Source organism: Sphingomonas sp. Leaf4, from assembly GCF_920939515.1.
In the GTDB taxonomy this organism is placed as follows: Bacteria; Pseudomonadota; Alphaproteobacteria; order Sphingomonadales; family Sphingomonadaceae; genus Sphingomonas.
The window spans coordinates 58,092-82,535 of the sequence record NZ_CAKLBB010000008.1 but is presented as its reverse complement, the minus strand read 5'-3'; the positions used below and the strand labels follow the sequence as shown (position 1 = coordinate 82,535).

General features: G+C 70.3%; 22 protein-coding genes. 10 read left to right on the top strand and 12 right to left on the bottom strand.

Annotation, left to right across the window (positions count from 1 at the left end; genetic code table 11):
- Positions 1–78: 78 nt before the first annotated feature.
- Positions 79–1,068: an NAD(P)H-dependent flavin oxidoreductase gene (locus LRA89_RS13450; protein ID WP_082466993.1), complete on the top strand. Its 990-nt coding sequence runs from the start codon at positions 79–81 to the stop codon at positions 1,066–1,068.
- 918 nt (positions 1,069–1,986) lie between these two features.
- Here the strand turns inward: LRA89_RS13450 and LRA89_RS13445 are convergent.
- On the bottom strand, positions 1,987–3,480 hold the full coding sequence (locus LRA89_RS13445; protein WP_230770956.1) for a family 43 glycosylhydrolase: 1,494 nt from the start codon (positions 3,478–3,480) through the stop codon (positions 1,987–1,989).
- Between the two features lie 70 nt (positions 3,481–3,550).
- Positions 3,551–4,843, bottom strand: coding sequence for a dicarboxylate/amino acid:cation symporter (locus LRA89_RS13440; protein WP_268934918.1), 1,293 nt, complete (start codon positions 4,841–4,843; stop codon positions 3,551–3,553).
- A 177-nt stretch (positions 4,844–5,020) separates the two neighbouring features.
- On the opposite strand from LRA89_RS13440, the gene LRA89_RS13435 reads away from it, so the two are divergent.
- The gene (locus tag LRA89_RS13435; RefSeq protein WP_230770954.1) at positions 5,021–5,569 is read left to right on the top strand and encodes a YkgJ family cysteine cluster protein; all 549 of its coding nucleotides are present in this window, start codon (positions 5,021–5,023) and stop codon (positions 5,567–5,569) included.
- A 138-nt stretch (positions 5,570–5,707) separates the two neighbouring features.
- Here LRA89_RS13435 and LRA89_RS13430 read toward each other — a convergent pair whose 3' ends face one another.
- Both LRA89_RS13430 and LRA89_RS13425 read right to left on the bottom strand, forming a co-directional pair.
- Positions 5,708–6,115 (bottom strand): hypothetical protein, encoded by a 408-nt coding sequence (locus tag LRA89_RS13430; RefSeq protein ID WP_230770952.1) that lies wholly within the window; start codon positions 6,113–6,115, stop codon positions 5,708–5,710.
- Positions 6,116–6,236: 121 nt separating this feature from the next.
- Positions 6,237–7,250 (bottom strand): polyprenyl synthetase family protein, encoded by a 1,014-nt coding sequence (locus LRA89_RS13425; RefSeq protein WP_230770950.1) that lies wholly within the window; start codon positions 7,248–7,250, stop codon positions 6,237–6,239.
- 137 nt (positions 7,251–7,387) lie between these two features.
- On the opposite strand from LRA89_RS13425, the gene LRA89_RS13420 reads away from it, so the two are divergent.
- Together LRA89_RS13420 and LRA89_RS13415 are read left to right on the top strand one after the other, a co-directional pair.
- Positions 7,388–7,678: a chorismate mutase gene (locus LRA89_RS13420; protein ID WP_055761872.1), complete on the top strand. Its 291-nt coding sequence runs from the start codon at positions 7,388–7,390 to the stop codon at positions 7,676–7,678.
- Complete coding sequence (locus tag LRA89_RS13415; RefSeq protein ID WP_230770947.1) at positions 7,675–8,784, top strand: glycosidase; 1,110 nt, start codon at positions 7,675–7,677, stop codon at positions 8,782–8,784. The genes LRA89_RS13420 and LRA89_RS13415 overlap by 4 nt, the downstream gene beginning before the upstream one ends.
- A 291-nt stretch (positions 8,785–9,075) precedes the next feature.
- On the opposite strand, the gene LRA89_RS13410 is transcribed toward LRA89_RS13415, so the two are convergent.
- The 4 genes from LRA89_RS13410 to LRA89_RS13395 all read right to left on the bottom strand — a co-directional run bounded on the left by LRA89_RS13410 (position 9,076) and on the right by LRA89_RS13395 (position 14,573).
- Complete coding sequence (locus tag LRA89_RS13410; RefSeq protein ID WP_230770945.1) at positions 9,076–12,480, bottom strand: chromosome segregation SMC family protein; 3,405 nt, start codon at positions 12,478–12,480, stop codon at positions 9,076–9,078.
- Between the two features lie 109 nt (positions 12,481–12,589).
- Positions 12,590–13,318, bottom strand: a complete 729-nt coding sequence (locus tag LRA89_RS13405; RefSeq protein ID WP_230770943.1) for a thioredoxin domain-containing protein — start codon at positions 13,316–13,318, stop codon at positions 12,590–12,592.
- A 26-nt stretch (positions 13,319–13,344) separates the two neighbouring features.
- The gene (locus LRA89_RS13400; protein WP_230770941.1) at positions 13,345–14,040 is read right to left on the bottom strand and encodes a thioredoxin domain-containing protein; all 696 of its coding nucleotides are present in this window, start codon (positions 14,038–14,040) and stop codon (positions 13,345–13,347) included.
- Complete coding sequence (locus tag LRA89_RS13395) at positions 14,040–14,573, bottom strand: DUF721 domain-containing protein (RefSeq protein ID WP_055761856.1); 534 nt, start codon at positions 14,571–14,573, stop codon at positions 14,040–14,042. The genes LRA89_RS13400 and LRA89_RS13395 overlap by 1 nt, the downstream gene beginning before the upstream one ends.
- 28 nt (positions 14,574–14,601) lie before the next feature.
- Here LRA89_RS13395 and LRA89_RS13390 point away from each other — a divergent pair, with 28 nt between their 5' ends.
- From LRA89_RS13390 to nudC, 3 genes are read left to right on the top strand one after another with little or no spacing between them, the layout of a single operon-like run.
- Entirely contained in the window at positions 14,602–15,636 is a 1,035-nt protein-coding gene (locus tag LRA89_RS13390; protein WP_230770939.1) for an A/G-specific adenine glycosylase, read from the top strand.
- Positions 15,630–16,961 (top strand): serine hydrolase domain-containing protein, encoded by a 1,332-nt coding sequence (locus LRA89_RS13385; RefSeq protein WP_230770937.1) that lies wholly within the window; start codon positions 15,630–15,632, stop codon positions 16,959–16,961. The genes LRA89_RS13390 and LRA89_RS13385 overlap by 7 nt, the downstream gene beginning before the upstream one ends.
- Positions 16,958–17,827 (top strand): NAD(+) diphosphatase, encoded by an 870-nt coding sequence (nudC, locus tag LRA89_RS13380; protein ID WP_230770935.1) that lies wholly within the window; start codon positions 16,958–16,960, stop codon positions 17,825–17,827. Before LRA89_RS13385 ends, nudC begins: the two co-directional genes overlap by 4 nt.
- Before the next feature lie 57 nt (positions 17,828–17,884).
- On the opposite strand, the gene LRA89_RS13375 is transcribed toward nudC, so the two are convergent.
- Positions 17,885–18,550, bottom strand: a complete 666-nt coding sequence (locus tag LRA89_RS13375; protein ID WP_056491856.1) for a hypothetical protein — start codon at positions 18,548–18,550, stop codon at positions 17,885–17,887.
- Positions 18,551–18,634: 84 nt separating this feature from the next.
- On the bottom strand, positions 18,635–19,525 hold the full coding sequence (locus tag LRA89_RS13370; RefSeq protein WP_056491853.1) for a prephenate dehydratase: 891 nt from the start codon (positions 19,523–19,525) through the stop codon (positions 18,635–18,637).
- A gap of 116 nt (positions 19,526–19,641) precedes the next feature.
- On the opposite strand from LRA89_RS13370, the gene LRA89_RS13365 reads away from it, so the two are divergent.
- Positions 19,642–20,346, top strand: a complete 705-nt coding sequence (locus LRA89_RS13365; protein ID WP_230770932.1) for a c-type cytochrome — start codon at positions 19,642–19,644, stop codon at positions 20,344–20,346.
- Between the two features lie 545 nt (positions 20,347–20,891).
- Here the strand turns inward: LRA89_RS13365 and LRA89_RS13360 are convergent.
- Together LRA89_RS13360 and LRA89_RS13355 are read right to left on the bottom strand one after the other, a co-directional pair.
- Positions 20,892–21,314, bottom strand: a complete 423-nt coding sequence (locus tag LRA89_RS13360) for a CoA-binding protein (RefSeq protein WP_230770930.1) — start codon at positions 21,312–21,314, stop codon at positions 20,892–20,894.
- Between the two features lies 1 nt (position 21,315).
- The gene (locus tag LRA89_RS13355; RefSeq protein ID WP_230770928.1) at positions 21,316–22,284 is read right to left on the bottom strand and encodes an Mrp/NBP35 family ATP-binding protein; all 969 of its coding nucleotides are present in this window, start codon (positions 22,282–22,284) and stop codon (positions 21,316–21,318) included.
- Between the two features lie 70 nt (positions 22,285–22,354).
- Between LRA89_RS13355 and hflK the strand changes: the two genes are divergently transcribed.
- Both hflK and hflC read left to right on the top strand, forming a co-directional pair.
- A complete protein-coding gene (hflK, locus tag LRA89_RS13350) occupies positions 22,355–23,500 on the top strand; it encodes a protease modulator HflK (RefSeq protein ID WP_055761832.1) in 1,146 nt (381 codons plus the stop codon).
- Complete coding sequence (hflC, locus tag LRA89_RS13345; protein WP_230770926.1) at positions 23,497–24,366, top strand: protease modulator HflC; 870 nt, start codon at positions 23,497–23,499, stop codon at positions 24,364–24,366. The genes hflK and hflC overlap by 4 nt, the downstream gene beginning before the upstream one ends.
- Positions 24,367–24,444 lie beyond the last annotated feature (78 nt).

Sequence of the window (24,444 nt, the reverse complement as noted above, 5' to 3'; positions counted from 1 at the left end):
CTTGCCCGAAGCCGCCCGGTCGCGCTAGGCGGGGCCATGACGAACCTTTCGACCGGGCGCGAGCGCCTGACCCGCCGCATGGCCCGTGGCTGCGACTTCCTCGGCTCCGATACTGCGATCCTGTGCGGCGCGATGTCGTGGGTGAGCGAGCGCCATCTGGTCGCCGCCATCTCCAACGCCGGCGGCTTCGGCGTGATCGCGTGCGGGGCGATGACCCCCGAGCTGCTCGATGCCGAGATCGCCGCGACGAAGGAACGGACGGCCCGGCCGTTCGGGGTCAACCTCATCACCATGCACCCGGCGCTGTTCGACCTGATCGACGTCTGCGGGCGCCACCGCGTTACCCATGTCGTGCTGGCCGGCGGGCTGCCCCCCAAGGGGTCGCTCGACGCGATCAAGGCGACGGGCGCGAAGGTCATCGCCTTCGCCCCGGCGCTGGCGCTGGCGAAGAAGTTGATCCGGTCGGGCGTCGACGCACTGGTGATCGAGGGGATGGAGGCCGGCGGCCATATCGGCCCCGTGTCCACCAGCGTGCTGGCGCAGGAGATGCTGCCCGAGGTGGCGGATCAGGTGCCGGTGTTCGTCGCGGGCGGGATCGGCCGGGGCGAGGCGATCGCCGGCTATCTCGACATGGGTGCGGCGGGGGTGCAGCTTGGCACGCGATTCGTCTGCGCGACCGAATCGATCGCGCATCCGGCGTTCAAGAAGGCGTTCCTGCGCGCATCGGCGCGTGATGCGGTGGCGAGCGTGCAGATCGATCCGCGCCTGCCGGTCATCCCGGTGCGGGCGCTCAAGAACGCGGGCGGCGAGCTGTTCACCGCCAAGCAGCGCGAGGTCGCGCAGAGCCTCGACGAAGGCGGCGTCGCGATGGCCGAGGCGCAGTTGCAGATCGAACATTACTGGGCGGGCGCGCTGCGCCGCGCGGTGATCGACGGCGATGTCGAGCATGGCAGCCTGATGGCCGGCCAGTCGGTCGGCATGGTGACGAAGGAGGAAAGCGCCGCCGCGATCATCGCCACGTTGATGGACGAGGCGGCGGCAGCATTCGACCGGCGGGTGATCGCCTGAGTCGATCAATCGGGTGGGGTTGCTCCAAAGTTTACAAAGTTTACACTAATGGCGTGATGTGTGCGGTGGGTTTCGCCGCAATTTCGCCTCGTTTGGCGATCGTCGGGCGACGATCGCCATCGCGGATGCCACCGGACACCTGAGGGGATTCGCGACGGTCAAAGAGCGGGACCGGTCATTCTGCCATGGGTGGGCGCTGTAGGACAGCGGTCGTTTGCGGGACGGCAGGATTGGTTCGCGCGGAGGCGCGGAGCGGGTGCGCTTTGGGGCGGCGTTCGTGCGTTGCATCGCGGTTTGCGGTGCGCTGGCGCGCATGGAGGGGCTTTTCCCCTGCTGACGAGGACCGATCGACATTCAGCTATTCCGGTGCAGTCCGTAGTCGAAAACACCACCCTCCTTCGTCACCCCGGACTTGTTCCGGGGTCCACCGTGCAGCGATCGATGCCACTCGAGGCACTTGCGACAGCGTTCGCGGCTGGGTGGACCCCGGAACCAGTCCGGGGTGACGGAGATGGTCTTTGCTGGTGTCATGGCCGATTGAATGTCGATTGACCTTGGGGCCGATCGACATTCAGCCAGACGATGGCGCTTGGCGGCTCCCCTCCCTGACAAGGGAGGGGTTTGGGGGTGGGTGGGCCGGTTGTGGAGCGCTACCGTTTCCTCTTGGGCCGACCCACCCCCAGCCCAGTTTCGGGTGAACAGTGCCCCGCACTGTTCAGGTCATGCCGGGGGCATGACCGACCCGAAACTCTTGTCAGGGAGGGGAGCAGATTGGGAAGCCATTTCGTTAAATGTCGATTGGCCCTGGGATTCCGCTGCGAAACGCTTCTCTCGCACCCCGGCCTCTGCCGGGGTGCGTCGGGTTTCGGGAGTCGTCGGGGGCTTCGCAGCGGAATCCTTGTCAGGGGTGCGCTGGCGTCACCGGTTGCGCGTCAGACTCACGTCGTCGATGCGGAGCCACTGGTTGTCCCGGCCCTCGCTGTACACGCCGATCTGGACGCGGCCGGTGCGGACCGGGATGGTCGGGAGCGTGATTTGACGCCACTCGTCGATGCGGCCGGACAGGGTCTGCGCCACCTCTGCGCCGCCGTGGCCGACCGCAAAGACGCGCGCGACCTTCTGGCCGCCGCTGCTCCTGATCCAGAGGCGCAGGGTATAGTCGCCGTCGGGGAGCGTCACGTCCTGCGTCGCGGTGGCCATGCTGGGGGCGGCGTGGGGCAGGGTCAGCGCCCAGCGGCCGGTGCGGCCGTCGCGCAGGTTCACGATCGGGCTGTTGTCCCTGATGCTGGTCCAGCTCACCTGCCAGCCGGCGAGCTGGGTCTGCGTTACCCGGTCGGCCTCGAACCCGGGGTTGAGCGCGTAATTGTTGTTCGCGCCGACACCCCACGTCCCGCGCTTCGCGTCGAGGTGCCATTCGCTCAGCGAATAGAAGCGCGGGGTGCGCCCGTCGAACGACAGCGGCACCCAGACATTGTAGCCGGGGCCGTTGCCGGCGAAGTCGCTCCAGCGATCGCCGGCATAGACGATCGTCGTGCCGGTGCTGCCGTGGACGGGGATGAAAAAGCCGTTCTGCGAGACGTGCGAGAAATCCGCCGCCGTCCCCTCCAGCAGCCGGTCGGGCGAATAGGGGCCGGTGATCCGGTCGGCGTGCATGCAGTAGCTGCGCGAGGCGTTCCAGCCGTGGAGGTCGGACGAGCAGAAATAATAGAGGCCGCGATGCTTGAACATCGCATTGCCTTCGCGGCCCGCGCCGGGGGCGGTGTAGATGCGCGTGGCGGGTTCGATACCGAGATAGTCGGGCCGCAGCGGGGCGACGTAGAGGTCGCGGCGGCTGCCGCCGCTGCCGAACACCAGATAGGGTTTGCCGTCGTCGTCGACGAACAGCGTCTGGTCGCCCGAAGTCGGGGTCGAGACGTTGGCGATCACCGGCTGATGGCGGGCGAAGGTGAATGGGCCGGCGGGGGATTTGCTGGTGGCGAAGACGATGCCGGGGCCGGTGTCCTTGCCGCCGTACTGGCTGACGAGGACGTAGCGGCGGGTGGCGGCGTGATAGGCGACGCCAAGCCGCCCGAACCATGCGTCGCGCGGGAAACGCTCGCCCGTCGCTCCTGCCTTGATCGCGTCGCCCTCGTAGCGCCATGTCACTAGATCGTCGGAGGAATAGACGGTGACGGCGGCGAAATGGGGGTTGGGGTGCGGCGTGGCGGGATCGCGGGCATAGGCGACCGCTTCCTCATATTTCACGCCATACCAGTAATAGCGGGTGCCGACCTTCAGGATGCCGCCGCCCTGCGAATAGACCGGGGTGCCGGCGGTGTCGGTCCAGAAACGGTCGTTGCGGATCGTGCCCTGGCCGAGCGCCGGGGCGGCGGCGAGGAGCGCGAGGGCGGCGAGCGGGAGCAGGGGTGGCATCGATCCTCCGGGCGGCAGTTCGCCGGGGGGATAGCCGATCGGACCGGTTCGAGCGAAGGAAAACAGTGGGTTAGGTGGCCGTGATTGCCGGAGTGTCGGCGGGCGCGGCGAGCAGCCCCTCGCGTTTGGCGACGATGGTCGGCACCAGCATCTGCCCGGCGACGTTGACGGCGGTGCGGCCCATGTCGAGGATCGGATCGATCGCGAGCAGCAGCCCGGCACCCTCCAGCGGCAGGCCGAGCGTCGAGAGGGTGAGCGTGAGCATCACGGTCGCGCCGGTGAGGCCAGCGGTGGCGGCCGAGCCCAGCACCGAGACGACGACGATCAGCGCATAGTCGCTGGCATGCAGCGTGACGCCGAAGAATTGCGCGACGAAGATCGCCGCCACCGCCGGATAGATCGCGGCGCACCCGTCCATCTTGGTGGTGGCGCCCAGCGGCACGGCGAAGGCGGAATAGCTGCGCGGCACGCCCAGCGCGCGTTCGGTCACTTCCTCGGTCAAGGGCAGCGTACCGACCGACGAGCGCGACACGAAGCCCAACTGGATCGCGGGCCATGCGCGGCGGAAGAACCAGCCCGGCGAAATACCGTTGAGCGCGAGGAGCGCCGGATAGACGACGAGCAGGACGAGCGCGAGGCCGAGATAGACCGCGCCGGCGAACAGCCCGAGCGAGGACAGTGCGCTCCAGCCGTAGCGCGCGATCGCATCGCCGACGAGCGCGGCCGAGCCGATCGGGGTGAGCGCGATCACCCAGCGCAGCAGCCGGCGGAAGATGGCGAGCGCCGAGGCGTTGAACGACAGGAAGGCGCTGCCCGCCTCCCCCACGCTGACCGCCGCCGCGCCGATCGCGACGGCGGCGACGATGATCTGCAACACGTTGAACGAGACATTGGTGGTGGCGACGCCATCGGCGATGGTCGTGCCCGCGCCGATGCCCAGCACGTTGGCGGGGACGAGGCCTTTCAGAAAATCGATCCACGATCCGGTGGTGGTCGGCACTTTGGCCGCCGCGAGGTCGACGCCGGCGTGGAGGCCGGGCTGGAGCGTCAGGCCCAGCACGATGCCGATCGATACCGCGATCAGCGCGGTGATCGCGAACCACAACAGCGTCTGCGCGACGAGGCGCGCGGCGTTGGTCAGGTCGCGCAGCGCCGCGACCGATCCGACGATCGCGGTGAAAACCAGCGGCGGGACCAGCGCCTTGAGCAACTGGACGAAGATCTGCCCCGTGGTGTGGAGCGTGGTCGCCAGCGCGCTGTCCGGCCCCAGTTCGCGCGCGACGAGGCCTAGCGCGAGGCCGGCCGCCATGCCGACCGCGACCTGGATGCCGAACGACGGCAGACGGTACGAAGAACGTGTCACGACGGCGGGCTCCAGAAGGCGGCGTCGGGCACGCCAAACCTAGTAGATCGGGGGTCGGGCGGGAGCGGACAATCCAGACCCGCTTCGCGGCCCCCAAGCATTTGTTTCAAAGCCCATGCGTGCCGTGGGAATTACCGGCCCCTTGCATCGCCGTGTCGGGCGGGGCAGGCGGGGGCGATGTCGAGCGCCGCCGATCTGGAAACCACGCTGCTGGGGCCGGTGTTGCCGGGGCGCGACTGCGGCGACTGCACCGCCTGTTGCTCGGTGCTGACCGTCGATACGCCTGAGTTCAGCAAGCCCGCCGGGGTGGCGTGCGTGCATGTGACCGACGGCGGTTGCGCGATCCATGCGGTGCGGCCGACGATCTGCCGAACGTGGTTCTGCGGCTGGCGGCGGGTGGCGCTGCCGGATGCGGCGCGGCCCGACCGCTCGGGGCTGCTGGTGTCGCTGAATTTCGTGCGGCAGCCGCAGAATTGTTTCGAGGGGGTGTCGATCAACATCCGCCTGATGCCGGGCAGCGACGCGATCGGGAGCGGCATGGCGGGGCGGGTGCTCGATGCGCTGTGCGGCGGGCTGGTCCCGGTGTGGTTCAGCGACGGCGCGCGCAAGATGCTGATGCACCCCGACCGGGAGGTCGCCGCGCTGGTCCTGTCCGGTGCGCCCGCGCCGGCGGCGCTGCGCGGCGAGGTGGCGGGGTGGCGCGAACGCTATGGGATGTTCGGTTAAGAGGGCGTTTGATCCACCTGCATCGAACCGTCGCCCCAGCGAAGGCTGGGGCCTCTCGCGGCGCTTGTCGCGCATCAGCCCCGGGAGATCCCAGCCTCCGCTGGGATGACGTTTATTTCGGGGTGGATGGATCGGACTCTACGCCGGCGGCGGCTCGTTGCCGGCGAGCCAGCCGAGCGCGGCGTCGCGGCTGTCGAAGAAGGCGAGGTGCGGCATCGCCCGTTTGGCCTGCATCCTGAGCAGCGCGCTGGCAAGGACGAGCGCGATGCGGCGCGAGGTGACGCGCGGGTCGGACGCGATGCGGCCGAGCGCCGCCAGCACGTCGGGCGACTGGACGGTGAAGCGGGTGGTGTCGAACAGCGCGACCTGTTCGCCCGGACGGATGCCGAGGGAGGGCAGACGCGCCACCGTGTCGCGGATCGCGGTTTCGAACCGCGTCACGGTCGGCAGATCCCAATGGCCGAACAGCGCGAAGTCGAGCCGTCGGGTCGCGGGGTCGATTCCCGCGGCGAAGGCGGGGTCGTCGGCAATCGGGATCAGGGTCATGCGTTTTCCGAAACAGGGTTTCGTCACCCGACCGCACAGCGGGCAACGGCACCATCATGCCGGATGTATTGTTACCAATCCGTTGCGACAACGTACCAAGCGACGGAAATCGCGGTACTTCTCAATAAGCGCGGCGGATCGCGAATTCGACCGCCTCGACCATCGCGTCCTTGGCCGCGCCGTTCGGGAAGCGGCCGAGCGAATCGATCGCGCGCTGGCCGTAATGGCGCGCGCGGGCCAGCGTGTCGTCGACCGCGCGGCTGGCCTGCACCAGCGTGATCGCATGGGCGAAATCGGTATCCGACGCGCGCTTGCCCGAGATCGCGTCGCGCCAGAAGCCGCGCGCCTCCTCGTTGCCGCGCGCATAGGCGAGGATGACGGGCAGCGTCATCTTGCCTTCGCGGAAATCGTCGCCGGCGTCCTTGCCCATGGTATCGGCGTCGGACACGTAATCGATCGCGTCGTCGACCAACTGGAACGCGATGCCGAGGTTGCGGCCATAGGCGTCGAGCGCGGCCTCGTCCGCTTCCGACCGGTCGGCGACGATCGCGGCGATGCGACAGGCGGCGGAGAACAGCGCGGCGGTCTTGGCGCCGATGATGTCGAGATAGCGGTCCTCGGGCGTGTCGATCCGGCGGATCGCGGTGAGCTGGTTCACCTCGCCCTCGGCGATGATCGCCGATGCGCCCGACAGGATGCGCAGCGCCTTCAGGCTTTCCGCCTCGACCATCAGTTCGAACGATTTGGAGAAGAGATAGTCGCCGACCAGCACGCTCGCGGGATTGCCCCAGATGATGTTGGCGGTGCGCTTGCCCCGGCGCAGGTCCGACCCGTCGACCACGTCGTCGTGCAGCAGCGTCGCGGTGTGGATGAATTCGACCGCGGCGGCGAGCAAATGGTGGCGCGTGCCGCCGTAGCCGATCAGCCGGGCGCAGGCGAGGGTCAGCATCGGCCGCATCCGCTTGCCGCCGCCCGCGATCAGATGGCCGGCGAGTTCGGGGATCAGCGGGATCTTCGACTGCATGCGATCGAGGATGACCGCGTTGACGCGGTTCATATCGTCCGCGACCAGCGCCATCATCGGATCGAGCGAGGGGTCGGTCCGCTTGTCGAGGCGGTGGAGGGTAGCCGTCATGTCCCAAGCGATGTGGCCTGTCGGGCCGGCGAACGCAAGGGAAAGGCGGGGTTGCGCAGGGCAATCGCAGGCGCGAAAGGCGTTAGTCGAAGCGGTGCCGGCCCGCCCCTCCCATCCGGCGTGAAGGATATGTTGCCATGCCCGACCAGACGCTCGACCGTTTCCGCCAGAGCATCGACAATATCGATGCCGCGCTCGTGTGCATGCTGGCCGAACGGTTCAAGGTGACGCAGGCAGTCGGGCGGTACAAGGCCGAGCAGGGACTGCCCCCGGCCGATCCGGGGCGCGAAGAGGCGCAGATCGCGCGGCTGCGCAGCCTTGCGCGCGCCGCCGATCTCGACCCCGAATTCTCGGAGAAGTTCCTGCGCTTCATCATCGACGAGGTCATTCGGCATCACCGATCGATGCAGGATGGCGGCGCGGCGTGAGCGACGACCGGATCGTCTTTGCGCCCGACGACGTCGATCTTCGCCGGTCGCCGCTACGGCGGGGGATCGCCGAGCCGACCTATGTGCTGGGCGCGTTCAATCCGGCGCTGACGCGGCTGCCGAACGGCAATCTGCTGCTGCTGGTGCGGATCGCCGAGGCGCTGGCCGAGCCGGTTCGGGATGGGCGGGTGCGGTCGATTCGCTGGACGCCGGCGGGCTATACGCTCGATTCATTCGACGCGGCGGCGGCGGATGTCAGCGATCCGCGCTTCTTTTCGCTGAAGGGCGGGGCCTATCCGTTCCTCGGCCTCACCTCGCTGTCGTGGCTGCTGCCGGTCGAGCTGTCGGCCGATGGCGCGCGGGTGGTGGCGGTGCATTACGACCGCGCGGTCGAACCGTCGGCGGACTATGCGCAATATGGTGTCGAGGACCCGCGTATCGTGGCGATCGACGGCACCTACTGGATGACGGTGTGCGGTGTTTCGGGCGGGCGGCTGTGCAGCGTGTTGTACCGGTCCGACGACGGCTTTGGCTGGACGAGCGAGGGGATCGTGCTCGACCATGGCAACAAGGACATGGTGCCGTTCGAGGGACGGCTGGGCGAGCGCTATGCGACGCTGACCCGGCCATTGTCCGACGCATGGTTCGTGTCCGCGCCCGATTCGCCCGAGGGCAGCGGGCCGAGTATCAACCTCGCGACCTCGCCCGACATGCTGCACTGGAAGCCGCTGGCGGGGCCGGCGCTGCGGCCACTCAAGGGCGCGGCGGCGACCAAGCTGGGCGGGGGGACGCCGCCGGTGCGGGTGAAGGACGGGTGGATGCTGCTGTACCACGGTGTCGAGAAGCAGGGCGCGGTCGGGGTGTATCGCACCTATCGCGCGCTGCTGTCGGCCGATGCACGAGAGGTGCTGGAACGCGACGAGACGCGGGTGGTGCTGGAGGCGGCCCCGGCGTTGATCGCGCCGATCGCGCATCAGGCGTATCTGCCGCAGCCGGTGGTGTTCACGACGGGGATCGTGCGCGACGGGGAGGACTGGATCGTGGCGTCGGGGGAGGCGGATCTGGCGTGCCGGTTGACGCGGATGTCCGGGCGTTCGCTCGGGTAGATTTGGTTCACGCGGAGGCGCGGAGACGCGGAGGGGTTGCGTGCGTGGGGGCCGGGGTGGCTGCGCCGGAACAGTGTTCGGTACGGATGCGTCGTAAGGAAGGGTTTTTCGCGCAGAGGCGCGGAGGCGCAGAGAGGTTCCGGGTAAGGCCGGCGTTACCGATCCGGCGAAGCCTCACCCCTGCTGCCGCCCGATATGAGAGAGCCGCTATCGCGGCAAGCGCAACCCCTCTGCGCCTCCGCGCCTCTGCGCGATCATCGCTTTCACTTCTTCTCCGCGTCTCCGCGTGAATCAACTCGCCACCAGCGTCGTCGCGCGCCCCAGATCGACCGACACCAGCCGGCTGATGCCGCGCTCGACCATCGTCACGCCGAACAGGCGGTGCATGCGGCTCATCGTCGCCGCGTTGTGAGTGACGATCAGGTAGCGGGTGTCGGTGTCGGCCGCCATCCGGTCGAGCAGGTCGCAGAAACGGTCGATGTTGGCGTCGTCGAGCGGCGCGTCGACCTCGTCCAGCACGCAGATCGGCGCGGGGTTGGTGAGGAACAGCGCGAAGATCAGCGCGACGGCGGTCAGCGCCTGTTCGCCGCCCGACAGCAGGGTCAGCGACTGCAACCGCTTGCCGGGCGGCTGGGCGAGGATTTCGAGGCCCGCCTCGAGCGGATCGTCCGAATCGACCAGCGCCAGTTCGGCCTGCCCCCCGTCGAACAACGCGGCGAAGAGCCGGCGGAAATGCGCGTCGACCGCGGTGAAGGCGGCGAGCAGGCGTTGCCGCCCCTCGCGGTTGAGCGTGGCGACCGAGCCGCGCAACTGGGCGATCGCTTGGGCAAGATCGGCGCGGTCGCGCGCCGCCGATCCCTGCGCCGCCTCCAGTTCGGCCAGTTCGCCCTCGGCGATCAGGTTGACCGCGCCGATCCGGTCGCGCTCGGCGATCAGCCGGTCGTGGGTCGCGGCTTCGGTGTCGGCCGCGCCGACATCGGCGGCGGGGAAGCCGGTCGCGGGGAGCAGCACCGGCGGGCACTGGAAGCGCTCGCCCGATTCGCGGGCGGTGTCGCGGCGGCGCTGTTCGTCGGCCTCGGCACGGGCGGCGGTGCCGGCGCGGGCCTCGCGCGCGGTGGCGAGCGCTTCGGACGCGCGGGCGAGCGCGGTATCGGCGGTGCGCAGGTCGGTGGCGGCGGCTTGTTCGGCGGCATGGGCCTGCGCCGCAGCGGGGCGGAGGGCGGCGAGGTCGCGCTCGGCGGCGGCGAGGTCGGCGGCCAGCCGCTGCGGGCGGTCGGCGAGGCTCGCGCGGTCGGCGGCGAGGGTGGCGGCGAGCGCCGCGATCTCTTGCAGCCGGCCGGCGGCCTGAGCAGCGCGGTCCTGCCAGCCGGTGCGTTCGCTGGCTGTGGCGGTGAGGCGGGCGTGGTTGGCGCGCTCGGCGGAGGCGTTGGCGAGCGCATCGGCGCGGGCGGCGGCGACGTTCGCGCGGGCGGTGTCGGCGGCGGTGGCGGCGTCGGCGACGCGGGCGCGGGTGACGGTGCCGTCGGGGAGGCGGGCGACGATGGCATCGGCGCTCGACAGGTCGGCGCGGGCGTCGGCCACGTCGCGGGCGATGCGATCGGCGCGGGCGGCGAGATCGTCGGCACGGCCCTGCGCGCGTTCGATCGCGGCGCTGGCGCGATCCTCGGCACGGGTCGCGGTGCGCGCGGCGGCGTCGGCGGCGTCGAGCGCGGCGCGGGCGGCGGTAAGGTTCCTTTGCGCGGTGGTGATCGCGGTGTCGGCGGCTGTCAGCGCGGCATCGGCGGCGTCGCGGCGCTCGGCCAGCGTGGCGCGGGCGTCTCGCAACGTGCGCAACCGGTTGGCGCGGGCGAGGCGTTCGGCCGCCGCCGCGCCCGATCCGGCGCGCGCGGCATAGCCGTCCCAGCGGCGCAGGTCGCCGGCAAGCGTCACGAGCCGCTGGCCAAGGGCGAGCGGGCGGCCGTCATCCTGCTCGACCAGCAGCACCTGCGCCAGCCGGGCGGCTAGGCGCGGGGCGACGACATGCGCGGCGAGGCTGCCGGCAGGGGGCGGGGCGGGGTCGGGCGCGGCGGCCCAGTGGCGGTCGTCGACGGGATCGATGCCGGCGTCGAGATCGTCGCCGAGCGCGGCGGCGAGCGCGCGTTCATAGCCCGGCTCGACCCGGATCGTGTCGATCAGCCGGGTGGTGCCCGGGCGGCGCAGCGCGCGGTCGAGCGCGGCGATCTCGGCATCGGCGGCGGCCAGTTCGGCGGCGGCGGCGGCGCGGGTGGCTTGCGCGGTGGCGCGGGCGTCGCGCGCGGCGCGATCGTCAGCGTCGGCGCGGACGATGGCGGCGCGGGCATCGCCGGCGGCGGCGAGTGCGGCGGTGCGCGTTGCATGCGCCGAATCGCGGTCGGCGAGCAGGGGCCCGAGCGGGTGGTGCGTGGCGGCTTCGGCGGCGAGGCGCGCGGCGTCGCGCTCGGCGCGGTCGAGCCGGGCACGGGCGGCATCGTGCGCGGCGGTGGCGACGCGGGCCTCGGCGGTTTCGGCGGCTTGCGCGGCGAGCGCGGCGGCATGCGCCTCGCCGGCGGTCAGCGCATCGCGTTCGGCGGCGGCGAGGGCTGCGTCGAGCGCGGGGCGGCGGGTGCGGGCATGGCCAAGCGCTTCGGTCAGGCGGTCGGCTTCGTCGGTGAGGCGGGCGATGGCGGCGGCGGCATCCTGCGCCAGCAGCGATTCGCGGGCGTGGTCGGCGGTCAGCCGGTCGGCCTGTGCGGTCAGGTCGGCGACGCGGCGGGTGGCGCTGGCAAGGCGGGCCTGCGCGGCGTCGCGGGCGTGCTGCGCTTCGGACAGGCGAGTGTGGAGCGACTGCGCGGCGGTGCGGGTGGTGGCGAGGGTGGCGGTGGCGTGGGTCTGCGCGGTGGCGGCCTGTTCGTGCGCGGCATGGGCGACGACGACGGCGGCGTCGGCGGCGCGGGCAGCGGCGCGGGTGGCATCGGCGCGCGCTGCCGCGTCGCGCCAGCGGGCGTAGAGCGCGCGCGCTTCTGCGACGCGGATGCGGGCCGTCAGGTCGCGGTAGCGCATCGCCGCCTTCGCCTGCCGACGCAGTGCGGCGATGCGCGCGTCCTGTTCGGCGAGGAGTTCGCCCAGCCGTTCGAGGTTGGCTTCGGTGGCGCGCAGTTTCGCCTCGGCATCACGCCGGCGGACGTGCAGCCCGGCGATGCCCGCCGCCTCCTCCAGCATCGCGCGGCGTTCGGACGGGCGGGCGGCAATGACCGCGCCGATGCGGTTCTGGCTGACCAGCGCGGGCGAATGCGCGCCGGTCGCGGCATCGGCGAAGCGCAGGCCGACGTCCTTCGCGCGCACGTCGCGGCCGTTGATGCGATAGGCGGAGCCTGCGCCGCGCTCGATCCGGCGGACGATCTCCACCTCGTCGCCCGCCGAATCCTCCGCCAGAATCGCGACCTCGGCGAAGTCGCGTGGCGGGCGGGTGGCGGTGCCGGCGAAGATGACGTCCTCCATCCCCGCGCCGCGCAGCGACTTCGCGCTGTTCTCGCCCATCGTCCAGCGCAGCGCTTCGAGCAGGTTGGATTTGCCGCAGCCGTTGGGGCCGACGACGCCGGTCAGGCCGGGTTCGATCACCAGTTCGGCGGGATCGACGAAGCTCTTGAAGCCGGTGAGGCGCAGCCGGCGGATGGTGAGGGCGGGGGGTGCGGTGGCCATCTCTCGCTTTTCCCCTCCCCCGGGCGCGGAGGCCGGGGCGGGCGTTACCGTTCCTCGCCGACCGACCCACCCCCGGCCCCTCCCTTGTCAGGGAGGGGAGTCGGTACGCTCAGGCGCCGGCGCCCTTCAGCGCGGCTTCGATGTCCTTCCACTGCACGGCGTTCTCGACCTTTTCGCCGTTGATGAGGAAGGTGGGGGTGCCGGTGACGGTCGCGCCGCCTTCCTCGGTGATCTTGACCACCTGATCGATCAGCTTCTGGTCGCGCAGGCATTCGCGTGCCTTCGCTTCGGGGACGCCGCGCTGCTTGACGAAATCGACGAAGCCCGCCGCATCGGCCCAGCCGGCGATCGCCTGCACCGGCGGGATCGACTGGAGCCGGGCCTGTTCGGCCTGCGGGATCGCCTGCATCCGGTCGAGCGTGGCGAGCTGGTCCTGGTACATCGCTTCGAGCAGCGGGAAGAAGGTGGCGGTGCCGTTGCAGCGGCCAAGCACGGCGGCGGCGAGATCGGGCGCGCCATGGACCGCGAAGTCGCGGAATTCGAAGCTGACCTTGCCGGTCGAGACATAGTTGGCGATGAGCGGTTCGTTGCCCTCGCGCGCGAAGGCGCCGCAGGTCGGGCAGGTGCGCGAACCATATTCGACCAGCTTGATCGCGGCATCGGGGTTGCCGATGCGATAGCCGCCCTCGGGCGTGACCGCGACCGTTTCGGTCCATGGCTTGCCGGCAGGCGCGGCGACGCCCGCGACCGGAGTGGCGGTAGTGGCGTTGCCGGTGGCGTCACCGCCGCCACAGGCCGACAGGGCAACGAGGGCGATCAGGGGGGTGAGGAAACGCATGGGGGCGATACTCTTTTGCTGACAGTCTAACGGGTGGCGACGAGTTGCGGCTTCAATGCCGCCCAGCCGTGCGCCTCGACGCGGCGGCCGTTCACCTCGAAGCTGGGGGTGCTCGCGATATTGGCGGTCTGCGCGGCTTCGGCGACGGCGATGACGCGCTTCTGCGCGGCGTCGTCGTTCAGGCAGGCGGTGTAGGCGGCGTCGGTGACGCCCGCCGCCCGGCCGATGGCGCGCAGCGGCGTGGCGTCGGCCAGTTGCACCAGCCGCGCGCCGATCGTCGCGGCCGGTTGCTGCGCGGGCGGGGTGGCGGCGAACGCCTGCGCCCGATCGAGCATCGCCTTCTGTCCGGCGAACACCGCGTCGTGGAGGCGGAGGAATTTGGCGGGGCCGGCGCAGCGCACCAGCAGCCCGGCGGCAAGGTCGAGCGCGTCGCGCGGCATCGTGCGATAATCGACGCGTACCTTGCCCGAGCGGATCAGCGCGTGCAGCTCGACCTTCGATTCGGCGGCGAAGTCGGCGCAGTGCGAACAGGTGTAGCTCAGCCATTCGGTGAGCGTGACCTTCGCCGCCGGATTGCCGACCTGCACCCGGCCGTCGGGCGTGAAGACGATGCTGGTCGTCCAGTCGCGCGCGGCGGCGGGGCGCGGTGCGGCATGGGCGGTGCCGTGCGGCAGGCCGACCAGCGCCAGCAGGAACGAGAAGACGAGGAGGAGGATACGCATCAGCGAACCTTGCCCAGAATCGGAATGGCAGGGGGCGGGGGCGCGGCGACCGCACCGGCGAGCGCGGTGAGCACCGCCTTCAGTTCGGGATCGGCGATGTCGCGCAGGCTGTCGCCCATGTCGGCCGGGATCACCGGTGCCTCGCGCCTGGGCGGCAGCGCGCGGCGCGGGCGGACCTCGCCATGGCGGAACTGGAGCCGGGCGACCGCGCCATAGCCGAAGAAGCGGTTGACCCGTTCCATGATCTCGGGCGCGATATGCTGCATCATCGTGCCGTGCGCGCCCGATACGGTGAGCGTCAGCACGCCGTCGGCGCGCTTGCCCGGCGGGAAGCGGATCGATTCGGGGGCCGACACGCGCGCGAAGCGATCGCCGACGATCTCGCCCCAGCGGCTGACCACCGCAGACTGGACGAAGCCGAACTTGCGGAACGCGGTGCCGCCGATGTCGGGCAGCAGCTCGCTGACCGGGCGCATGGTCCCCCGGCGGCGGGGTTCGGGAATCGTCGGGTGCGGGCGGGTGCGCGTCGTCATTGTCGCCGACCCATGCCATAGAGCCGGCGTGGACGCCAAGCATCTCTCTGTCGCCGATCTTCTGCTCGACTGGTACGACCGGCATCATCGCAGCCTGCCATGGCGCAGCCCGCCGGGATCGCCGCCGCCCGACCCGTATCGGGTGTGGTTGTCCGAGGTGATGCTGCAACAGACGCAGGTCGCGACGGTCCGGCCGTATTTCGATGCGTGGAGCGCGCGCTGGCCGTCGTTCGCGGCGCTGGCGGCGGCGGATGACGGCGAGGTGATGGCGGCGTGGGCGGGGCTTGGCTATTATGCGCGCGCCCGCAACCTGCTGAAATGTGCGCGGGTGGTGGCGGCGCTGGGGCATCTGCCGGATAGCGAAAGCGAACTGCGAAAGCTTCCCGGCATCGGCGATTATACCGCCGCCGCGATCGCCGCGATCGCGTTCGGCCGGCGGGCGGTGGTGGTCGATGCCAATGTCGAGCGGGTGGTGTCGCGGCTGTTCGCGATAGCGCAACCGTTGCCCGGTGCGCGTCCGGCGATCCGCGCCGCGACCGATTCGATCACGCCCGACGCGCGGGCGGGGGATTTCGCGCAAGGAATGATGGATCTGGGATCGGGCGTGTGTACCGCGCGCAGCCCCAAATGCCTGTTGTGCCCCTTGCGCATGGCCTGCGCCGCGCATGCCGCCGGTACGCCCGATGCCTATCCGGTCAAGGCGGCGAAGAAGGCGAAGCCGCAGCGCCACGGCACCTTGTTCTGGGCCGAGCGCGACGGCGCGGTGCTGCTGGTGCGGCGGCCCGACAAGGGGATGCTGGGCGGCATGCGCGCGCTGCCGACCGGGCCGTGGGCGGACGCGCCGCCGGGGACGGCGGGCGCGCCGTTCGAGGGCGCGTGGCGCACCGTGGGGGTGGTGCGCCACGGCTTCACCCATTTCGATCTTGCCTGCACCGTCATGGTGGCGGATGCAGCACCCGAAGGTCTGGACGGCGAATGGTGGCCGGTGGCGGCAATCGCCGATGCCGGGTTGCCGACGCTGTTCGCGCGGGCCGTGCCGCTGGTGGAGGGAATGCGATGCTGACGAGGACTTGGGCGCTGAAGGGGGCCACCGCCTCACTCGCGCTGCTGCTGGCGACACCGATCGCGGCGCAGACCGCGCCGCCCCATGCCCCCCGACCCCGCCCGGCAGCGACGCGCAGCCTGCCCGCGACCGAGGCGCTGGCGCGTGATTATGTCGCGACCAAGAAGGCGCCGGGCATCGTCATCGCGGTCGGCGGGCCGGACTGGACCAGCGTCCACGCCGCTGGACGCACCGCCGCCGATGCGGCCGCGCGGCCGGTCGATGCCGATACGCTGTGGCGCGTCTATTCGATGACCAAGCCGATCACCGGCATGGCGGCGATGATGCTGGTCGAGGACGGCAAGCTGAAACTCGACCAGCCGATCGGCGACTTCATCCCCGCGTTCAGGAATATGCGGGTGCTGACCGATCCCGCCACGTCACTCGCCAGCCGTCCGGCGGCGCGGCCGATCACGGTGCGCCACCTGCTGACGCATACCGCCGGGCTTGGCTACAACATCGTCACCAAGGGGCCGCTCCTCAAGGAATATGAGCGGCTGGGCATCATTCCCGCGTCGGTGAATGCGCAGGCCGAGGTGGCGATGGCCAAGGCGCGGCCGAAGTCGCTCGAGGAATTCGCCAACCGCGTCGCCGGCCTGCCGCTGATCGCCGATCCGGGGACGACATGGAGCTATTCGATCGGCCTCGACGTGCTGGGCCGGGTGATCGAGGTGGCGAGCGGCATGTCGTTCGAACGCTTCCTGCAAACGCGAATGTTCGGCCCGCTGGGCATGACCTCGACGTGGTTTCAGGTGCCCGACAGCGCGAAGGCGCGGCTGGCGACCAACTATGCCTTTGCCGGCGACACGATGATCCCGGTCGATCCGGCGGCGACGTCGGTGTTCCTCCAGCGGCCGAGCTTTCCCTATGGTGGCGCGGGGCTGGTCAGTTCGGCGCGCGATTACGACCGGTTCCTCCACATGCTGCTGAACGGTGGCACGCTGGACGGCAGACGGGTGATGAAGCCCGAGACGGTGGCGCTGGGCATGTCGAACCTGCTGCCCGACGGCGTGACTTTCGGCGGGGTCGATGGCGGGACCGGCGGTGAGGCGGGGCCGAAGATGGGGTTCGGCGCGGGCGGATCGGTCTACCTCGAATCGCTGCCCGGCCGTCCGGCGAAGGGGACTTATGGCTGGGGCGGGGCGGCGGGAACGATCGCGTTCGTCGATCCGGCGCGGCGGCTGCGTGGCACCGTCATGGTCAATTATTTCCCGGCGGATCGCTGGCCGCTGCGCGCCGATCTGGTCAGGGCGCTGGCGAGCGATCTGGCGCAGCCGGTCCGATGATCGGCTTCACCGCGGCACGGCTGGTCCGTGGCGATCACGAGCGTGACGATCCCGCCGCCTGCGCCGCCGCGCTCGCCGATCCGGCGGCGCGGCTGCTGGTGCTGGGCAATCTGGAACCGTCGATCGAGGACGGGCGGCTGGCGCTGACGCCGATGGACCCGGCGCGCGGCGACGCGCTGTGGCTGGGCGCGCTGGACGGAGCGCCGCTGTTCGTCGCCGGGGCGGGCGATGCCACGCAGCCGGCGATGCGGTCGCCCGCGCTGATGGCGGCGCTGGCGGAACTGCCGGGGGACGAGGTCGCGCTGTACGGCATCGCGCGCAGCCTGCTCGACTGGCATGGCCGCCACGGCTTCTGCGCGCGCTGCGGGAGCCGCAGCACGGTCACGCGCGGCGGCTGGGCCCGGGCGTGCGCGACCTGCGCGACGCAGCATTTTCCGCGTACCGATCCGGTGGTCATCATGGCCGTCGAGCATGACGGGCAGGTGCTGCTCGGACGGCAGCCGTCGTGGCCGGCGGGGCGCTATTCGACGCTCGCCGGGTTCGTCGAAGTGGGCGAATCGATCGAGGAAGCGGTCGCGCGCGAGGTGATGGAGGAGGCCGGGGTACGGGTGACGGCGGTGCGCTATGTCGCGAGCCAGCCATGGCCGTTCCCGTCGCAACTGATGATCGGCTGTATCGCGACGGCCACGGCGCCCACGCTGGCGATCGACGGACAGGAGCTGGAGGACGCGATGTGGGTCGACCGCGCCGGGGTTCGCGCCGCGCTGGCGGGGGAGGACGGTGCGCCGTTCCTCGCGCCGCCCGCCTATGCGATCGCGCACAGCCTGCTCAGGGCATGGCTCGACGGGGACGATGCCGCCGTTTGAGCGGGGGCCGGCCGTTGGTTTGCGCGCTATTGCGACGGCCTGCCCCCGGAGGATGGCTCAGTGCGAGAATTCGGTGCCGAACTCGATCGAGGATTCGGTACACACGTTGATGTCGCTCTTGGTATAGCTGCGCCCGCTGGCCGTCTCGACCTTGAAGTCGAAATGGCAGGCGCCGCTGCCGTCGTTCACGTCGAAGTTGCGGTTGCTGCCCGCGTTCATCGGGCTCGTGCCGAGGCGGTTGGTCGTCGGGAAGGTCGTTTCGGCGGTGTTCGACCAGTAGAGCTTGCGGAACGCCTCCGCCGTATGGTTGTGGATCGCAATCCGCCGGTTCTGCCCGGTGTTGGCCGCCGTGGTCGTGGTGGAGGCGGTGGTGCCGCGATCCTCGATCGTCACGACGAAATTATTGTAGACGCTGCCACGGTTCTGGACCTTCAGCGCATAGCTCGCGCAGCCGCCGTCGATGCGCGGCGTGAGCGTCACGAACGTAAGGTCGGTCGAATCGAAGTCGCGGTGGACGACGTTGCCGCGATCGTCGGTGATGGTGAAGTCGAGGTCGGTGTCGCCATCGCCCTTCACCTTCACATAGACCCGGTTGGTGCAGAGCGAGAGATCGACGCTGCGCGTCGCATTCGCATCGGCGCGATAGCTTCGTTCCGATGCCGCAGCGCTGCCCGCCGTCGCCAGCGCCATCGCCGCCGCGACCAGCCGATATGTCGTCCCCATGTTCCACCCCCAGATTGGCCGCGCTCGTGCGCTGTCATCCTAGGATAGATCGGCGGCGGGCGCACATACTCCAAATGGTGTATGTCAGCCCCGGGCGCGGGCGCGGGCATAGCTGCCGAGCAGGCGGACCCATTTGCTGTGGAAGCGCAGTTCGTCGAGCGCGCGGTCGATGTGCGGTTCGCCCGGCGCGCCTTCGATGTCGCAGAAGAACTGCGTCGCGGCGAAGCTGCCGGCGGGCTGATAGCTTTCCAGCTTGGTCATGTTGACGCCGTTGGTCGCAAAGCCGCCCATCGCCTTGTACAGCGCGGCGGGCACGTTCTTCACCTCGAACATCAGCGTCGTCATGCACGGGCCGGCGGGCAGGTCGTCGGGCGCGCTGCGGGCGAGCACGACGAAGCGGGTGGTGTTGTGGTCGGCGTCCGCAATGTCGTCGGCGAGCACCCGCAACCCGTAGAGGCCGGCCGCCGCCGGCGGGGCGAGCGCCGCGACCGCCGGATCGCCGATCGCCGCTGCGGACGCCGCCGCCCCCGCCGTATCGGGATGCGCGACCGGTTCGATCCCGCGCGCCGTCAGCCAGCGGCGGCACTGGCCCAGCGCCTGTTCGTGGCTCATCGCCTGTTTCACCGCCTCGATCGGCCCCAGGCCCAGCAGCGCGTGGCGGATGGGGAGGAAATGTTCGCCGGTGATGACCAGCCCCGAATCGGGCAGCAGGAAGTGCATGTCGGCGACGCGGCCGTGCAGCGAATTTTCGATCGGGATGATCGCGCAATCCGCCGCGCCGTTACGCACCGCGTCGATCGCGTCGGCGAAGCCGAAACAGGGGAGCGGCAAGGCTTGGGGAAACGCCTGCGCCAGCGCGACGTGCGAATTGGCGCCGGGCGCGCCCTGAAACGCGACGGCGCGGTGCGGTTCGCGGGCGGCGGCCTGTGTCATCTGCGCCACCAGCGGGCGCGCCGGGGCGGCGTATTTGTACATGGGTGGGCGCGATACTCCGTCGTCGCCCGGATCGGCAACCCTGTCTTGCCAGTGCCGGATGCTGCCGTATAAGCATGGGCCAAAGATAAGCACCATTAGGCGAGACGGCTGAGCGCATGGACGACCGGACGAACACGATCGCGGGCTGGGTATTGGCCGGATGCGCCGCCGCCCTCGGCCTGACCATCGCCAGTGGCATGATCTTCCATAGCGGCGCGCCCGACAAGCCCGGCTATCCGGTCGAGGGCGCGGTCGAGGCCGGTGGCGGCGGTGCGGCGGCGGCGGTGCCGATCGCGACGCTGCTGGCGAGCGCCGACGTGGCCAAGGGGGCCGAGGTCTTCAAGAAATGCGCCGCGTGCCACACCGTCAACCAGGGGGGGGCGAACGGCATCGGCCCGAACCTATGGGGCGTGCTCGGCAAGAAGCACGGCCATATTCCCGGCTTCGCCTATTCGGGCGCGCTGACCGGGGTGGCGGGCAACTGGGATTTCGACGCGATGAATGCGTGGCTGACGTCCCCGCGCAAATATGCGCCGGGGACGAAGATGACCTTCGCGGGCCTTGGCAGCGCCGAGGACCGGGCGAACGTCATCGCCTATCTCAATTCGCAGGGGTCGAACCTGCCGCTGCCGGCGGCCCCCGCCGCCGGTGCCGCGCCGGCCGAAGGCGCGGAGGCCAATGCCGCAGCACCCGAGGGCAATGTGGCCGACGAAGGCAAGCCGGCGGACAGCGCCGATGTGGTGAATGCCGCGACCCCGGCGTCGGGTGCGCCCTCGGTCGATCCGGCGGCGGCGGAACAGGCGGCGAAGAAGGGGCGGTAGTCTCTGAACCCGCCCGTTTGAACCAGATACGATCGACATTCAGCGCTTCCGGTGCAGTCCGTAGTCGGAAACACCACGCTCCTTCGTCACCCCGGACTTGTTCCGGGGTCCACAGCGCAGCGATTGATGCCGTTCGAGGCACCAGCGACAGCGTTCGCGGCCAGGTGGACCCCGGAACAAGTCCGGGGTTACGGAAACGGTTTTTGCCGGCGTCACGGCCGACGGAATGTCGATTAGCCATAGGGCCGATCGACATTCAGCCAGACGATGGCGCTTGGCGGCTCCCCTCCCTGACAAGGGAGGGGTTTGGGGGTGGGTGGGCCGGTTGTGGAGCGCTACCGTTTCCTCTCGGGCCGACCCACCCCAGCCCCTCCCTTGTCAGGGAGGGGAGCAGATTTGGAAGCCATTTCGTTGAATGTCGATCAGCCCTGGCCGTCATCCCAGCGAAGGCTGGGAATCTTCCGGTGGTAGCGTACAGCAGGAGCCGGTGGAGGTCCCAGCCTTCGCTGGGGCGACGTTCTCGGCTCCATCCGGTTGAGTTAGCCCTACCCGACCGCCGCTACCCCCAGTCGCGGAATCTCGATCTTCGGGCAGCGGTCCATCACCACCTTCAGCCCGGCGGCTTCGGCGCGGGCAGCGGCGTCCGCGTTGACGACGCCCAGTTGCAGCCACACCGCCTTCGCGCCCGCCGCGATCGCCTGATCCACCGCGTCGCCGGCAGCGGCGGAATTGCGGAAGATGTCGACGATGTCGATCGGCTCCCCGATCTGCGACAGGTCGCGGAACACGAATTCGCCGTGGAGATGCTCGCCGGTGATCTGCGGGTTTACCGGGATCACGCGGTAGCCTTGCCGCTGGAGAAATGCCATCACGCCCCACGAGGCGCGGTCGGGCCGGTCCGACGCGCCGACCAGCGCGATCGTCCGCGCATCGCTCAGCAGGGTGCGGATGCCGTCGTCGTCGAGCATGTCATGGTCCTTGCAGCCAGTCGCCGACGAGTCCGGCGATGCTCTGGAACGGCTGCGCCTCCGCGCCGTTCCCGGCCGCAGGCGGCGTGCCCGCGTCGGATGCGGTGCGGATCGCGGTGGCCAGCGGCACTCGGCCGAGGAACGGGATGCCCAGCGCCGCCGCCCGCGCCTCCGCGCCGCCATGGCCGAACGGGTCGGACATCTCGCCGCAATGCGGACAGGCATAGCCCGCCATATTCTCGACCAGGCCGATGATCGGCACGTTCGCCTTCTGGAACAGGTCGATCGCGCGCGCCGCGTCGATGAGTGCCAGGTCCTGCGGCGTCGACACGATCACCGCGCCGGCCGGGCGGTGCTTCTGGATCATGGTCAACTGTACGTCGCCGGTGCCGGGCGGCAGGTCCATGACCAGCGTGTCGACCATGTCCCAATGCGCATCGACCAACTGGGTGAGCGCGCCCGCCGCCATCGGCCCGCGCCACGCGATCGCCTGCCCCTCGGGCACCAACTGCCCCATCGACAGCAGCGGGATGCCGGACGGCGTCACGACCGGCACCAGTTTCTTGTCGTGCGCCTCGGCACGCTTCCCCTCGCTGCCCAGCAGGCGCGGCTGCGAGGGGCCATAGATGTCGGCGTCGACCATGCCGACCCGCCGGCCCTGCGCCGCGAGCGCGATGGCGAGGTTGGCGGCGAGCGTCGACTTGCCGACCCCGCCCTTGCCGCTGGCGATGGCGATGATGCGCTGCTGGGTGCGCTCGCTGGTCTGGGCGACGCGGACGTCGGTGATGCCGGGCACGCCGCCGGCCACCGCGCGGACATCGGCCTCCAGCGCGTCGCGTGCGGCGGGCGGCAGCCCGGTCACGTCGAGGATGATGTTGGCGCGGCCATCCTGAACGCGGATGGTGGCGCGGCCGGCGGCGACCGGGGCGAGCAGCGCGGAGAGCGCCTGGGCGGGTTCGGAACGGCTCATGGAGCGCGATGTAGCGCGGCATGCCCTCGTTACCACTGTAAAAGGCCGGCACGCCCCCTATAAAGGATAGATGCGATGGATCATGGGGCGGCGCGCACGCGCGCAAGTGCTGGGGATGAGCGACAAGGGCCCATGGGGCGGCGGCGGTTCGGAGGGTAGCTCGGGCGGCGGCGCTGGCGGGGGTGACGACGGCCCGCGCAACCCGTGGTCGATGCCCCCGGGCGGCCGGCGCGGCAAGCCGGGCGGGGGGTCGACCTCGCTCGAGGATTTCCTGAAACGCGCGCGCAGCGGCGGACCGGGCGGCGGCGGGCCGCAACTGCCCGCCAATGTCGGCCGGCTGTGGGGCGCGGCGGTCGCCGTGCTCGTGGTCATCTGGATCGCGTTCACCAGCATCCATTCGATCGAGCCGCAGGAACGCGGCGTCGTGACGATGTTCGGCAGCTACAGCCGCACGCTCAACCCCGGCATCCAGTTGACGCTGCCCGCGCCGATCGCGCGGGTGCAGGTGGAGGATGTGCAGAACACCCGGACCGAGGTGTTCCCGGCGGGCGGCAGCCAGCCCAACCTGATGCTGACCGGCGACCAGAATATCGCCGACCTCGCCTATTCGGTGCGCTGGAACATCAAGAGCCCCGAGGATTATGTCTTCGAGATCAAGAACCCGCAGGAAACCGTGCGTGCGGTCGCCGAAAGTGCGATGCGCGCGGCGGTGGCGGGCGTGAACCTGACCACCGCGATCGGATCGGGGCGCGGCGAGATCGAGGTCGAGGTGCAGACGCGGATGCAGGGGCTGCTCGACGAATATCAGTCGGGCGTGCGCGTGCTGGGCGTCAGTATCCAGAAGGCGGCGGCCCCGGCCGAGGTCGACGATGCGTTCAAGGCGGTGACGGCGGCGCAGCAGGAAGCGCAGTCGAACCTCAACCGCTCACGCGCCTATGCGCAGCAGGTGATCGCCCGCGCGCAGGGTGACGCGACCGAATTCGACAAGATCTACGAACAATATCGCATGGCGCCCGACGTGACCCGTCGCCGGCTGTACTACGAAACCATGGAGCAGGTGTTGACGCGCGCCGACAAGACGATCGTCCAGCCGGGCACGCAAACCTATCTGCCGCTGCCCGAGGTGCGCCGCCAGCAGGCGACGCCCGAGGCGGAGGCCCCGGCCCCCGCCGCGCCGACTGCCCCGACCGCCCAGCCGACGGGAGCGGCACGATGAACCGCGTGCTGCGCAACCCGATCGTCGCGGCGATCGCGCTGCTGGTGTTCGCCATCGTGCTGTTCAGCACGCTGGTGATCGTCCCCGAGACGCGGCAGGGCGTGATCCTGCGCTTCCAGCAGCCGGTGGACACGGTGAACCCGTACCGCGCCGACCAGCCATTCGGGCAGACCGGCGCGGGGCTGATCGCCAAGGTGCCGTTCATCGACCGCATCGTGTGGATCGACAAGCGCGTGCTCGACATCGAGCTGAACAACCAGCCGGTCCTGTCGACCGACCAGTTGCGGCTGGAGGTCGACGCCTTCGCGCGCTTCCGCATCGTCAATCCGCTCCAGGCGGTGATCTCGACCGGGTCGGCGGGCAATACCGAGGAGCGGGTCGCGGCGCAGCTCGAACCGCTGCTGTCGTCGGCATTGCGCGCGGAGCTGGGCCGGCGGCCGTTCGCCGCGCTGCTCAGCCCCGAACGCGGCGCGGTGATGGACAATATCCAGAACGCGCTTCAGCGCACCGCGCGGCAGTACGGTGCCGAGATCGTCGACGTGCGGATCAAGCATGCCGACCTGCCCGACGGCAGCCCGCTCGAGTCGGCGCTGGCACGGATGCGGTCGGCACGCGAGCAGGAAGCGGTGACGATCCGCGCGCAGGGCGACCGCGACGCGCAGGTGGTGCGCGCCGATGCCGAGGCGCGCGCGGCGCAGATCTATGCGCAGAGCTTCGGCAAGGACGCCGAATTCTATGCCTTCTGGCGCGCGATGCAGTCGTATCGCACCACGTTGGTCCCGCAGCGCGGGCAGAGTGGCGGCACGTCGATCATCCTGTCGCCGCAGGACGGGTATCTGCGCGAATTCGGCGGGCGGGAACGGTAAGCGTTCCCGCACATTCAATCCGCGTTCAGCAAGTGACGGGCACGCTTGGCTCCCAAAGGGGTCGCGAGCCAATTTGAG

Excerpts from the sequence above, each read along its gene's own strand:
- LRA89_RS13450 (WP_082466993.1), top strand. The coding sequence starts at position 79 with ATGGCCCGTGGCTGCGACTTCCTCGGCTCCGATACTGCGATCCTGTGC.
- LRA89_RS13405 (WP_230770943.1), bottom strand. The coding sequence starts at position 13,318 with ATGCGTTTCCTCACCCCCCTGATCGCCCTCGTTGCCCTGTCGGCCTGT.
- LRA89_RS13430 (WP_230770952.1), bottom strand. The coding sequence starts at position 6,115 with ATGACCCTGATCCCGATTGCCGACGACCCCGCCTTCGCCGCGGGAATC.
- LRA89_RS13355 (WP_230770928.1), bottom strand. The coding sequence starts at position 22,284 with ATGAGCCGTTCCGAACCCGCCCAGGCGCTCTCCGCGCTGCTCGCCCCG.
- LRA89_RS13365 (WP_230770932.1), top strand. The coding sequence starts at position 19,642 with ATGGACGACCGGACGAACACGATCGCGGGCTGGGTATTGGCCGGATGC.
- hflK (WP_055761832.1), top strand. The coding sequence starts at position 22,355 with ATGCGATGGATCATGGGGCGGCGCGCACGCGCGCAAGTGCTGGGGATG.
- LRA89_RS13395 (WP_055761856.1), bottom strand. The coding sequence starts at position 14,573 with ATGACGACGCGCACCCGCCCGCACCCGACGATTCCCGAACCCCGCCGC.
- LRA89_RS13445 (WP_230770956.1), bottom strand. The coding sequence starts at position 3,480 with ATGCCACCCCTGCTCCCGCTCGCCGCCCTCGCGCTCCTCGCCGCCGCC.
- LRA89_RS13375 (WP_056491856.1), bottom strand. The coding sequence starts at position 18,550 with ATGGGGACGACATATCGGCTGGTCGCGGCGGCGATGGCGCTGGCGACG.
- LRA89_RS13420 (WP_055761872.1), top strand. The coding sequence starts at position 7,388 with ATGCCCGACCAGACGCTCGACCGTTTCCGCCAGAGCATCGACAATATC.
- LRA89_RS13385 (WP_230770937.1), top strand. The coding sequence starts at position 15,630 with ATGCTGACGAGGACTTGGGCGCTGAAGGGGGCCACCGCCTCACTCGCG.
- LRA89_RS13360 (WP_230770930.1), bottom strand. The coding sequence starts at position 21,314 with ATGCTCGACGACGACGGCATCCGCACCCTGCTGAGCGATGCGCGGACG.
- LRA89_RS13425 (WP_230770950.1), bottom strand. The coding sequence starts at position 7,250 with ATGACGGCTACCCTCCACCGCCTCGACAAGCGGACCGACCCCTCGCTC.
- LRA89_RS13370 (WP_056491853.1), bottom strand. The coding sequence starts at position 19,525 with ATGTACAAATACGCCGCCCCGGCGCGCCCGCTGGTGGCGCAGATGACA.
- LRA89_RS13400 (WP_230770941.1), bottom strand. The coding sequence starts at position 14,040 with ATGCGTATCCTCCTCCTCGTCTTCTCGTTCCTGCTGGCGCTGGTCGGC.
- LRA89_RS13435 (WP_230770954.1), top strand. The coding sequence starts at position 5,021 with ATGTCGAGCGCCGCCGATCTGGAAACCACGCTGCTGGGGCCGGTGTTG.
- hflC (WP_230770926.1), top strand. The coding sequence starts at position 23,497 with ATGAACCGCGTGCTGCGCAACCCGATCGTCGCGGCGATCGCGCTGCTG.
- nudC (WP_230770935.1), top strand. The coding sequence starts at position 16,958 with ATGATCGGCTTCACCGCGGCACGGCTGGTCCGTGGCGATCACGAGCGT.
- LRA89_RS13410 (WP_230770945.1), bottom strand. The coding sequence starts at position 12,480 with ATGGCCACCGCACCCCCCGCCCTCACCATCCGCCGGCTGCGCCTCACC.